The 12469-nt window shown below is 42.8% G+C and carries 8 protein-coding genes; 2 read left to right on the plus strand and 6 right to left on the minus strand.

Annotated elements, in window-relative coordinates:
* Positions 1-17 precede the first annotated feature (17 nt).
* The 5 genes from ACZ42W_RS18390 to ACZ42W_RS18410 all read right to left on the minus strand — a co-directional run bounded on the left by ACZ42W_RS18390 (position 18) and on the right by ACZ42W_RS18410 (position 7670).
* Positions 18-2594: a molybdopterin-dependent oxidoreductase gene (locus ACZ42W_RS18390; protein ID WP_464166714.1), complete on the minus strand. Its 2577-nt coding sequence runs from the start codon at positions 2592-2594 to the stop codon at positions 18-20.
* Positions 2595-2902: 308 nt separating this feature from the next.
* The gene (locus tag ACZ42W_RS18395) at positions 2903-3592 is read right to left on the minus strand and encodes a TorD/DmsD family molecular chaperone (RefSeq protein WP_464166715.1); all 690 of its coding nucleotides are present in this window, start codon (positions 3590-3592) and stop codon (positions 2903-2905) included.
* A 43-nt stretch (positions 3593-3635) separates the two neighbouring features.
* Positions 3636-4460, minus strand: coding sequence for a dimethyl sulfoxide reductase anchor subunit family protein (locus ACZ42W_RS18400; RefSeq protein ID WP_464166716.1), 825 nt, complete (start codon positions 4458-4460; stop codon positions 3636-3638).
* A 3-nt stretch (positions 4461-4463) separates the two neighbouring features.
* Positions 4464-5042 carry a 4Fe-4S dicluster domain-containing protein gene (locus ACZ42W_RS18405; RefSeq protein WP_464166717.1) on the minus strand — a complete coding sequence of 193 codons (579 nt, stop codon included), beginning with the start codon at positions 5040-5042 and terminating at the stop codon, positions 4464-4466.
* Between the two features lie 18 nt (positions 5043-5060).
* The gene (locus ACZ42W_RS18410; RefSeq protein WP_464166718.1) at positions 5061-7670 is read right to left on the minus strand and encodes a molybdopterin-dependent oxidoreductase; all 2610 of its coding nucleotides are present in this window, start codon (positions 7668-7670) and stop codon (positions 5061-5063) included.
* A 349-nt stretch (positions 7671-8019) separates the two neighbouring features.
* On the opposite strand from ACZ42W_RS18410, the gene ACZ42W_RS18415 reads away from it, so the two are divergent.
* Entirely contained in the window at positions 8020-9699 is a 1680-nt protein-coding gene (locus ACZ42W_RS18415; protein ID WP_464166719.1) for an ATP-binding protein, read from the plus strand.
* A gap of 19 nt (positions 9700-9718) precedes the next feature.
* Complete coding sequence (locus tag ACZ42W_RS18420; RefSeq protein ID WP_464166720.1) at positions 9719-10423, plus strand: response regulator; 705 nt, start codon at positions 9719-9721, stop codon at positions 10421-10423.
* Positions 10424-10502: 79 nt separating this feature from the next.
* Here ACZ42W_RS18420 and ACZ42W_RS18425 read toward each other — a convergent pair whose 3' ends face one another.
* Positions 10503-12452, minus strand: a complete 1950-nt coding sequence (locus tag ACZ42W_RS18425) for a bifunctional homocysteine S-methyltransferase/methylenetetrahydrofolate reductase (protein ID WP_464166721.1) — start codon at positions 12450-12452, stop codon at positions 10503-10505.
* Between the last annotated feature and the right edge of the window lie 17 nt (positions 12453-12469).

The raw sequence follows: 12469 nt of genomic DNA on the forward strand, positions 1-12469 counted from the left end.
GCTCACTCTCCTCTCTACTAAACAATTCTTTGCGGTTTTTTAACATCTGGGGTTAATGGTGCATCAGAGTATTTTTCAATCTTAACTACGCAGCTATTCCAGCCTGAAACCCCCTGACCCGACGTTAACGGGCCATTAAGAATGTTATCAGCGCCACCCGTATCAATACCTTTCTTTTCATCCATATCTACCCATGAGCCGTGAGGTAATCCGACGACACCCGGCATAAAACGTTCGGTTACTAGTGCTGTACGCAAAGTCTTACCATGCTGACTTGTTAATAAGACGGTATTGCCATCTTTAATGCCTAATTCTGTAGCATCTTTTACACTAATGAACACAGGATTTGGCCAGGTTTCTCTAAGCCACTGAACATTATCAAAAACAGAATGAGAACGACGCAAATAATGTGGGTTGATCACTTGATATGGGTAGTCGCCCTTTACCTTCCCTTTCCACTCTTTAAAGGTCTCTTCATAGCCTTCCACGGACGGAATATAGGTAGGGATTGCTTTGATCTTGCTATAACCCATATTATTTATTGTGTTTGCTAGTACTTGAGAATATATCTCCATCTTGCCACTGGCAGAGTTTTTTTGTGGTTTCGCTACAGGGTCATCTCTAAAAGCTTTGAATGCAATAAAGCCGTAATTATCGCCGACTTTTCTTTCAATTTGGTAGATACCTTTTTCCTTAAATTCTTTCAAACCAATACGACCTTGTTGAGGTTTACCCTTGACCTTCCACTCGGCAATATCTGCTTCGGTAATCGTAACCAAAGGTTCTTTTGTGACCCCATCTTCGTTAGTTGTTGTCGCACCCGCGATTTGATTGAAAAATTGTTGTTTATAGTCTATAGGAAATGCCTTTGTTGGATCTACACCAAGACGTTTTGCCAATTCCACAGCAATCCATTGGTCATCATGACATTCATACATAGGCTCCGTAATTTGAGAAGCCATAATTAAAATTTCCCGATTGCCCGTTAGGAGCCCTCCAAGTTTTTCCCACTCAGTGGTCACTGGAAGCACAAAGTCAGCATATTTGGAGTTAGTAGTCAAAAATTGAGAATGACTAACTACTAAATCGACCTTACGGTGAGCTTCGATTCCTTTGGTCATACCCGCCCTAGTCTGCAGTTTTCCACTTAACTCGTGATAAATCATGCGAATATCAATATTTCTCATTTCGCCTTTTAGGTATTTTTGTTGACCGGTGTAATTGTATTTACCATCCACTATGGCTTTCCACATTTCTGTATCATTAAAGCTATCATCGACCGGATTTTTCACCGCGGGTAAACCATTAGAACCCGGTGCCACCAACATTGCTCCACCATTACTTGCTCGGGTATGGCAACTAAGCCCACACATATGACCAGATTTCCCCATATGGCCAGTCATTGCTCCGATAGTCATAAATAATTGTGGCAAATTATCTGTATTATGCGTTCTAGCGGATGACCAGCTCATTAAAATAGCGACTTTCTTATTCTTATTCATCGCTCTTGCTAGATAACGGATACGATTCGGCTCAACACCGCAAACTTCAGATGCCCATTCAGCGGTTTTGGGAATACCATCATAAGTTCCCAAAACATAGTCTTTGAAATTATCTTTGGGATCACTTCCTTCTGGCATAGTGTCCGCGTCGAAGCCAATCGTATTCTTCTTTAGAAACTCCCAGTCAATCAAAGGATTAGTAATTGGATGATCTTCCTTCAATAAAGTATGAGCAACTCCTAGAAGAAGAGCTGTATCTGTAACAGGACGACAAGGAATCCATTCTGCCTCCAATAATGCGTAAGTATCGTTAAAATAAGGATCGACAGCAATGAATTCTGCACCTGCTTTCTTCACCTGCTTAAAATTATACGCAGGATTCCCTGCCGAACTCCAAGCCGGGTTCATCCCGAACATAATGACTGTATCGCAGTTGCGCATATCCAATCTATCATTGATACCAGAGTTAGGCTCTGGACTATATCCAATTACATCTGGAGTATAGGTCCAATTCCCGCGTGACGTTGTGCCCCAATGGGAAACACTTCCACCATATAATGATAAGACCTTAGAAACGTTGGCGGGATCAGCAAATAATGCCCGATTCCCATGTTCGGCTTTGATTCGTTTGATTTCACTACTAATGGCATCTAACGCCTCATCCCAAGAAATTCTTACCCATTCATCTTTTCCACGAAGCTCTTTCTTCCCGCCACCCGGCTCCCAGTTTTTTCTTCTCATAGGGTACTTCAAACGGTCAGCTCCAAAAACCTGTTGGCGCTGAGAACGTCCACGGATACAAGCCCTTTGTTGTGGATAATCAGGACTATCCGGGTGGGTATCATCAGTTTTCTGACGAACAACAACACCGTCTACTACTAAAGCCTTGTTGAGGCAGCGTCCACCACAGTTATGCCAACAAGCCGCAGTAACCCAGGTTCCTTCCGGATTAGCCACTTTACCGGCGTTCGCTGTCGTTAATGTGTTCCCACACCCCACTAATGATAAACTTGCCGCAGCAGCTGTGCTTGCTTTAATAAATTTTCTTCGGCTAAGGTTCAAATCATTAAATTTGTCAATGAATTTGGCCATACAGTCATTACCTCCTTAAAAGATGTAGGATAAAGATTCTAGAAGTATAAGGATTCACATTCACATAATAGGACCTGCGTTCCCTCCCTTTCGACAATATGTCGTCTCTAAAAATATAAATCCCTTTATTGTGTAGTTTAGCACAAAGATATTAATGACTCCTAACGAGATATTAACAAAATATTAATATTTTGTTATTTTTACTTTCTCGGGGTTTCCCAATGAGTACTTTCAAGAGTTAGAAATAGAAAGAGCCCTACTTTCTAGAAATATCCTAGAAAGCAGGGTTAATGATGAAGGAGGAGAATTTAGAGCAAGACAATAAGTTCATCGAGAGCGGCGGCATCTATTTTCAAGACCTGCTCCGTTAATGCTGCCATCTGCGGATAAAGATAATGCGTTTTTGAGGCTTGAATCTGTTCAGCAAAGTCACCGATCCAAACCAGCAAGTGTTCCTCTAAGAAAGCCTTGTGATCGGACAATACTCTCTTCACTTCTTCGGTATCCCCTTCCTCGAAGAGTTCTTGCGCCATCTTTGCCAGATGTGCCATGAAGTCCAACTCCAAAGCAATATGGTCATCTGCCTCATGCGGATAATTCGCTGGGAGGAATTGATATTCCAGATAAGCGCGCCGCACCCTTAAGGTGCTTTCCTGGAAGATCGCCCTCTCCTCATTTAAATAGACAGATTCCCAAGGGGGAGCGGGCAACTTATTCGGACCTAGCATTAAATAAGTGTATTCACTTTTTAACTTATCGATCCTACCTTCGGCTTCAGTGGAAATACCTTGCTTCAATTCCGACAATACAGCCAAATAATCGTCAAACTTAACTTCATCCTCATCCACTAATAATTTCAAGGCTTCTTGTGTATGTTCACTTACAGCAATTTCAATTAATTCAAAGCTCGGTTCATGCCCAAAAATATGCTGTAATAATTCATAGAGGTAATGACGATTGGCGAGGAATATGGCAATACCATCGTTTTGTGTAGTCATCTAATGAACCACCTTTACACTATAATGAAAAAACAAGCTGTAATTAGTTTAACCCGACCTGGGTAACAATCATGATTGCATAAAAGAGATAGCGTCCAACACACTGACCTATGAAAATAAGCGCCGCGGCACCTAATACCCCTGCGACTCTCTTTTCATCCTCCTTGGTCGGAAAAAGCAGTAAGCCTGCACCTGTAAGGATAAATGCCCATTTCACAATCAGGGCCAAACCCATACTGCTAAGAATGGAAAGACTACGTTGAGCCGCCAAGCTATTACTCGCTCCCATATCGATATAATAAGGTATCATAGCAGCTACTTGCACCACAACAGCTATAGCAACACCAATAGCAACAATCTTTCGAATTTGTGAGGATTCCTTCTTGTTTAAGGCGAGAAAGAGCACTGCTCCCATAGAAATGGCGGCAGCATAAAACTCTACAAAGATTGCGCTACTCTGCCAGGCAGGAACGCTAGCAGAATTATAGATGGCTGCCATAGCATACACGTTTACCAAACCGATAACCGCGGCGATAGGAATCAAAGCATTTATAGCGCCTTTTGCCGTAGGTTTTATTAAAATCAACAAAGCTGCGACAACAGTTACCCCGACAAAAGCTCCAGTAAACCAGATTTCACGACTAAGCCAAGAGCTGCCAAATCTCAAGAGAGCATTGGCTGCATGTAGCGGTTGCCCCAAGTGCACAAGGGATGAGACGAGTCCGACAATCGCCAAGCCCGCAGCGGTGATAACCGCGGATTTAAAAACACTATCTTTACTCTTAAGGTTGCCTATTGCAGCAAATACCATAATCCCAATGGCCGCCTGCACACAGACAGAAAATAGTGTTAAAGCCATAAATTCCATTGATCACACCCCCAATTCTTTAAACTTGGGATCCAGGGAGCACGCTTTAGGGTTGACCAATAAGGAGGGTTTAGTGAGATTGGCAGGCGGTAAAACAGGTATTTGATTTATTAGCCCAGGCCCATATTCGGCTTTCAACTTATCCAAATCCCCAAATTTTATGCAACGCATGACGCAGGCATCGACGCAGACAGGGTTCTCCCCTGCTTCGCGCAAGCTCTTGCAGGAATCACATTTGCCAACCTTGCCCAGTGCCTTTATATATTGGGGAGCATTATAGGGGCAGTTCCAGACGCAGTACTGACAACCAATGCACAAATTGACGTTATGCTGGACAGTGCCATCCTCAGCAATATGCATGGCTCCCGTAGGACAGCCTTTTACACATTTAGGCTCTTCACAATGATTGCATGTACCCGAATAATTAAATCCTTGGGGATTAGGATATACACCTGTTTGAAAGGTCTTAACCTTACGGAAAATAGCCCCTACGCCCAAACGATTCCTATCCTTGCAGGCTACCTGGCAGGCCCGGCAACCGATACACATATTTGAATCAAAATAAAACCCTAATCTTGACATTCCTATTCACTCCCCTTCCTAACCCAAATTCAGGATTCGCTGAGGTTTCTGGACGTCGGGAATAAGCGGCCTACCATCATATTTTTTAAAGTTACAATTATAATTATTGTACCCAGTAACGCCCATACCACTGCTGGCTGGACCGCAAAGAACATTATCAGCTCCACCGCGGTCGATACCTGTTGTCTCATCTAAATCAATCCACGAACCATGAGGAACTGCAACACAACCCGGCATCAATCCTTCGCTGAGGCTGGCGGCGCGTAATATTTTCCCATAAGCGTTCCAAATAAGAACGGTATCCCCATCTTTAATTCCCTTCTCAGCAGCATCAGATGCATTAAGGAAGACTGGATTCGGCCAGGTTTCTCTAAGCCAAGGAAGATTATCTAAAGTGGTATGCGAACGACGCAGATAATGGGGATTGTAAACCAGGTAGGGATACTCTCCCTTAACTTTGTTTTTCCAATCGCTAAACGTCGATTCATAACCTTCAACTGGCACAGTGTAATTAGGATAAGGCTTAAAGTCAGCAGGACCGTATCCAAAGGCATTAAGTGTATCAGCCTTCCAATCATTATAGATTTCTAATTTGCCGCTAGCCGAAGGGAGTGGATTTTTCTCTGGGTCTTTAACAAAATTTTGATAACCAATAAAGGTATATTGATCTCCTTCAGAACGTTTAATCTGATAAACGCCCCTGCCAAGGAACTCCTTCAAGGCAATTCTGCCTTGCTGCGGCGTACCTTTAACACCCCATTCGCTAATATCCCCAGATGTAATGGTTACCAACTTTTCAAAGGTTTTTGCATCATCAGCGATAACCTTGCAACCTGCTATCTGGTTAAAGAACTGCTGCTTTTCATCAAAGGGGAATATTTCATTGGTGTTAAGGCCCAAACGCTTGGCCAGCTCAATCGCAATCCATTGGTCTGTCTTGGACTCATAAAGTGGCTCGGTAACCTGCGAATAAACAATCAGCATCTCCTTGTTGCCGGTCATAAAACCTCCGATATTCTCCCATTGGGTGGTCACCGGAAGAACGATATCGGAATACAAGGCTTCCGTTTTTAAAAACTGGGCATGAGTCACAACAAAATCAACCTTGCGATGCGCCTCAATGCCTTTTAGCAAATTCGGGCTGGCCTGCAGGCGAGCAGCGCTTTCGTGATAAATAAGTCGAGTATCAATCGTCTGAATATCCTTAGGTAGAAAGAGATTCCCATAAAAATTACCCGTAGAATTAAATTTCCCTTCAAGAATTGATGTCCACATGTTCGGACCATTGACACAATCCGTAATTGGATTTGCTATAGCTGGAAGGCCGTTACTGCCTGGAGTGACTAAAGCGGGACCACCATTAGCAGCATTTGCATGGTAAGTAGATCCTGTAGCATGACCTGACTTACCCATATGTCCGCCCATTGCACCCACAGTCATGAAAAGTTGGGGGAAATTCTCAGCGTTCTTATTTCTTGCAGCAGCATAGCTGTGTAAAATAGATACCTTATTATTCTTACGCATTTCTCGAGCATACCAAAGAATATCTTCTACCGGAGTGCCACAGATCTCCATAGCCCATTCAGGCGTTTTTGGCTGCCCGTCATATTTACCGAGAACATAATCCTTGAAATTCTCATTAAGCTTTGCTCCTTTAGGCATATGTTCGGCGTCAAAGCCCACAGTACAGCGATTAAGAAAATCCCAGTCGATAATCGGATTTTTTATGGAATCGTCCTCAACGATCATCGTATGAGCGACGCCAAGGAGAAAAGCTGTATCTGTGCCGGGTCGAACTCGTATCCATTTCGCTTCATAAACCGCTGCACTAGCATTATAAGAGGGACCGACAAAGACAAATTTGCTCCCGGCCGCCTTTGCTTGCCAGAAATGCCAAGAGGGACTGCCTCCAGATGCCCAGGCGGGATTGCAACCGTATAGAACAATCGTATCCGAATTCTTAAGGTCGAAGCGGTCATTGGCATTACCTAAATCTTGAGTGGGTAGACCAAGTTTTTTTGTATCTAGGCAATACGTTCCAAAAGATGTAGTATCCGAGATACTAATATATCCACCATATTTAGCCAAAACCTTGAGTGCCCCATCCCCTCCTCTACATAAGACAGAGCGTGGACCATAGGTTCCATAGATCCTCTTGAGTTCTGCAGCAACATAATCAAGTGCCTCGTCCCAAGAAATGCGCACCCATTCGTCCTTGCCACGTAAGGATTTATCTCCTCCGCCAGGCTCCCAGTGTTTACGCTTCATCGGGTATTTGAGGCGGTCAGCACCAAAGCATTGCTGCTGCTGGGCACGCCCACGAACGCAAGCACGCTGCTGTGGATATGCCGGACTATCGGGATGGGTATCATCCGTTTTTTGCCTTACGACTACGCCTCCCTTTACTAATGCTTTATTGACACAACGGCCACCGCAGTTATGCCAACAGGCAGCCGTTATCCATTTCCCTTCTCCGTTAACAGCTGCTGTGTCATAATCCGCCCCCGCCATAGTTAGCACATTTCCACAACCCACGAGAGATAAACTAGCTGCCGCTGCCGAGCTAGCCATTATAAAACTTCTTCGACTGAGGTTTATATTATTAATCGTTTTTATGAAATTAGTCATATGGATTAATTAACCTCCTTCATCTTTCTAGAAGCAAAAAGATTCACATGCAATGACTCTTCTTTCCCTCCTTTTCCAAAAGATTAAAATTTTTTCAATCCTTGTGTAGTTTATCACAAAGATATTAATACTTTATAACGAGTTATTAACAAAATATTATTATTCTATTAATATCATACCTTAACATGGGTGCCCCTCACTCAATATATTATGCCGGTGTATTATCCCCGGGAAATTTGTCGATTTGAAGCCTTACAAAATACTAAAGAATATGATAAACTTTTTTCAGAATTCAATATGAACGCTCTTGCTTATGAAAATAAGTACAAGTGCAAGAAGGTGTTGTGTTATGAAAGGCTCAGGAGAAGAAATAAAAATCACCGACAATTTAACCTTTCGTTTTATGCTAGCGACTGCTATGGTGATAATCACGGTAATGGGTATTAAGTATTTCTGGGATTTTAATGAAGAGAAGAAACAAGCAGTACAGGCGATGATAGAGAAGGCCCAGATAATCACTGAACAACAGAAAGCCTTATGGGAATTCATGGCGATTAACCAACATAAGATTAATTATAGTTTCGATGGACAATTAGAGTATAAGTTTTTAAGTTGTTCTACTGTGGCCATGGGTGTTGGAGCAATGCTAGCTACCCAGACCGAATACACGATAAAACCAACTAAGATTGATTATAGGAATATCCTAAACGCTCCCGATGATTTTGAAAAAGGAGGTATTACTCTATTTAACGAAAACCCCTCCACGACGGAATATTGGTCTGTTGATAAGGTGAATGGAGTTCAAGTTTTCCGCTATATGACCCCTTTAAAGATTGATAAAAATTGCCTGGACTGTCACGGCCAACCAAAAGGAGAAATTGATATCTCAGGATTTGCCAAAGAGGGTATGAAAATCGGAGATTTTGCTGGAGCACTTTCTTTGACAATGCCCATGGATATCTATTTTAACAATATTAGGGACAATCAATTAAGCAATGGATTTTTTTCTATTATCCTCATTTTAGTTTGTGTCATTTGTATTTATTTCTTAGTGACGAGTATGGTGACCAGTTCTCTTAAAGGACTGGAACACGCTGTAGCTCAGGTTGGCGCAGGTAAATGGAATGTGAACCTAAGTCATTTGAAGGCCAAGGGTGAAGTAAAGAGACTAACCAAGCATTTTCAGAATATGACAGAGCAGTTGAAGGATTTATATAGTAATCTAGAATCAAAGGTTGAACAAAGAACCAACGAGCTGGAAAAAGCTAACTTGATTTTGCAAAGCCACCAACAAGAGTTAGAGCAAATGAATCATAGATTGAAAGAAGCCAATATTTATAAATCTGAATTTCTCGCTGTTATGAGCCATGAGTTGAGAACACCACTTACATCAATTATTGCCTTTACCGAGTTTATGCTAATCGATATTCCCCAGGATGATAAAGAACAACAGCATAATCTGAAAGAAGTACTACTGAACAGCCAGATCTTATTAAGGCTCATCAATAACATCTTGGACTTGGCCAAAATCGAAGCAGGGAAAGACCGGCTTACCTTAGATGTAGTGGACATGAACGACATTGTGGCTTCAGTTGAGAGCGTCATTGCACCTTTGGCCAGAAACAAAGGTTTAGCATTCCAGGTCCAGGTCACTCCTGAGGTTCCATTAACCAAGGCCGATCCAGAGAAGATACGGAGAGTCGTTGAGAACTTGGCCGGAAATGCAGTGAAGTTCACCGAAAAAGGGGGAAAAGTTGAGATTCTCGTTCAATTTGATGCTAGGGCAAAGGAAATAATAATTTTAGTAAACGATAATGGAATAGGGATTAAAGAGGAATACCAGAAATATATTTTCGAGAAATTTACTCAAGCCGATAGTTCTTCTTCGCGAAAATATGGAGGAACAGGGCTAGGGCTATCCTTAGCCAAAGAGTTAGTAGAGCTTCATAAAGGGTGGATCAGAGTAGAAAGTAGAAGTGGTGGAGGAAGCACCTTTATAGTAGGTCTTCCTGTCCTAGATATAGAATAATGAGAAAAGAGGGTGAAATATGAAAGAACGTTTAAAAGTGATGTTGGTTGATGATGAAGTAAGTATACGTAAAATAGTAGAACTTCTTGTTCAAAAAGAGGGATATGACTTTTGTTATGCTCCAGATGGCGAAAAGGCTTTACAGATGTTTTGTCCTGAAAATCCAGACCTAATCATTCTCGATGTCATGCTTCCAGAAATAGACGGATTTGAAGTTTGCCGAAGAATTCGGCAAACAAGTAATGTTCCCATTATTTTACTCTCGGCTAAAGGTGATATTGTCGATAAGAGTGTAGGCTTTAATATGGGCGCAGATGATTATATAACTAAGCCATTCAGTCCCGTAGAGGTGGCTTTACGGATGAAGGCAATATTTCGTAGAGCTGATCTAAAGAAAGAAGCAGAAATTTCTCCTGAGAATAAAGATCGCATCGTGGTTAAGGAATTAGAAATTAACAATAAAAGCTTTGAAGTCTATGTCCGAGGACAAAAGGTAGATTTGACCTCAAAAGAATTCGAACTTCTATCCTTTATGGCAAACCATCCAGGACAGGTGTTTACGAGAAAGCAACTTTTCGATAATCTGTGGGGAGAAAAGTATTTAGGAGATTCGGGAACCATTACTGTTTTTATAAGAAAAGTCCGAGAAAAGATTGAGTTAGACCCAGCCCATCCTGAGTATGTACTTACCGTATGGGGCGTAGGCTACAAATTTTGCTGCTAGGAAAAGACCCGTTTGCATCATAAACTGCAAACGGGTCTTTCCTTTGAGCCTAGCTTAAATAGGGCATTAACCATCTTACTTATTTCACCGAGCTTCTCAAGCTCAAACGCTGCGTAGACTTCTTCCTGACATACTCGGTTAATTCCGTCGTCATCTCATAATAGTTAAACGGAGTAATAAGATAGATTCCATTGAACCGTTTCATTGCCTGATCGAGGAGTTTCTTGCTCATGGCAATCCCTTCAATCCTAGCTTCCTCCCCTTTGAGCCCATGCATACGTCTCAAGGCTTCGTTAGAGAGGCTTATCCCTGGAACTTCATTATGAAGAAACTCTGCATTGCGTTGACTGGTCAGTGGCATGACCCCTATGAATATTGGGATAGGAATATACTTTGTTCCCTCATGGATTTGTTCAAGAATTTCTTCATCATAGATTGGCTGAGTCATGACGAAGTCTGCTCCCGCCTCAACTTTGCGTTCAAGGCGCTTAATGGCAGCATCAAAATTTCGTACATAGGGATTAAAGGCCGTACCCACTGTAAAATTCGCTTTGTTGTCAAGCGGCTGACCCGAAAAAGAGATTCCTTCATTTAATTGTTTGGTCATCCGGATGAGATCAAAAGAGCTCACGTCAAAAACTGAACTGGCACCCGGTAAATCACCAAATCGAGAAGGATCACCGGTGATGACGAGAATCTGATCAATCCCCAAGGCGTGAAGTCCCATAAGGTGAGATTGTTGACCAATCAGATTACGGTCACGGCACGCCACATGAAGGAGCGGCTCAATACCGTAGCGTTCTTTCATCAGTGCTCCCAAGGCCATATTGCTCATCCGGACGTTCGCAAGAGAATTGTCTGCCAAAGTAACTGCTGCTGCACCTGCTTGATAAAGAGCCTGACATCCGCGAAAGAAATCTTCCGTTTCCAAGTCTTTTGGGGGATCGAGCTCTACGATCACTGTAGGCCCTTCCCTGCCTTGATCGAGGATTGTCTTTTCAGGAGAAACCCCTCTTTCGATTGGGTTTGCCCTACAAGCAAATGCCTGCATTGTCTTTTGATTTTGCCTCTTACTCTGCCCTTGCCCGCCTTGATCCGGATTTCTTCCTTTGGATGTTTCTTGGCTTGATTCGATTGGGTTCACCCGCGGTACCGGAGAAAGCGCTTTCCAAGCGTCTGTTATGGCCCGAATATGCTCGGGTGTAGTTCCACAACATCCCCCAATAATTCGAACTCCCTGCTCCCGTATGCGGAGTGCATATTCGGCAAAGTATTCTGGAGAAGACTTATAGGAAAGCTTCCCATCTAGAAGTCCTAACCTTCCAGCATTCGGGAAGATCGAAATTATAGCATTTTCCGGAGTAAAACTTTGCTCCAGTGTCCTTAGCATCTCGGCAGGACCTAAACGACAATTTAAGCCAATGACATCGGCCCCTACCTTATGCAGCAACTTAAAAGCCTCACTTACTGAATAGCCGTCCCGAGTTCTTCCTACCTGCAATGTAGCAAGTTGAGCAAAAACTGGTTGTCGGGTTAAATTTCGGACAATTTGCAAGGCAAAAAGAAGTTCCTCCAAGTCTTGAAAGGTTTCAAGGATAACCCCATCGACCTTCCCCTCAAGCAAGGCAATTGTTTGCTCTTCATATTGACTCTGGTAAAGAGCAAGTCGTTCCGTCCGGATCCTCCCGGCAACAATCGAGCCAATGCTACCTAAGACATACGCCTTATTCCCTGCAGCCTCTCGGCTTATTTCCACCCCCGCCCGGATGATTTCCCCCACTTTATCTTCAAAGCCATATCGTTTCAAGGCTTCCCGATTAACCCCTAAGGTATTGGTCTCTATCAAACGAGCTCCGGCTTGAATGTACGCCTCATGAACCGAACGAATCAGTCCTGGATTTGTTAAATTTAATTCTTCATAGCAAGTTCCCACTGGAACCCCTAACTGGTAGAGAAGCGTCGCCATGGCTCCGTCAGCTACGATTAAGTTTTCTTGTAGAAAACGTCTAAATTCTTCTTCTCGTGTCATGATCTCACCCTCTAAAA

The sequence above is a fragment of the Desulfitobacterium elongatum genome (assembly GCF_055378975.1).

Bases quoted from the DNA above. Each gene is read 5' to 3' on its own strand.
- ACZ42W_RS18405 (WP_464166717.1), bottom strand. From the start codon at position 5,042: ATGTCAAGATTAGGGTTTTATTTTGATTCAAATATGTGTATCGGTTGC.
- ACZ42W_RS18400 (WP_464166716.1), bottom strand. From the start codon at position 4,460: ATGGAATTTATGGCTTTAACACTATTTTCTGTCTGTGTGCAGGCGGCC.
- ACZ42W_RS18415 (WP_464166719.1), top strand. From the start codon at position 8,020: ATGAAAGGCTCAGGAGAAGAAATAAAAATCACCGACAATTTAACCTTT.
- ACZ42W_RS18395 (WP_464166715.1), bottom strand. From the start codon at position 3,592: ATGACTACACAAAACGATGGTATTGCCATATTCCTCGCCAATCGTCAT.
- ACZ42W_RS18420 (WP_464166720.1), top strand. From the start codon at position 9,719: ATGAAAGAACGTTTAAAAGTGATGTTGGTTGATGATGAAGTAAGTATA.
- ACZ42W_RS18425 (WP_464166721.1), bottom strand. From the start codon at position 12,452: ATGACACGAGAAGAAGAATTTAGACGTTTTCTACAAGAAAACTTAATC.
- ACZ42W_RS18410 (WP_464166718.1), bottom strand. From the start codon at position 7,670: ATGACTAATTTCATAAAAACGATTAATAATATAAACCTCAGTCGAAGA.
- ACZ42W_RS18390 (WP_464166714.1), bottom strand. From the start codon at position 2,594: ATGGCCAAATTCATTGACAAATTTAATGATTTGAACCTTAGCCGAAGA.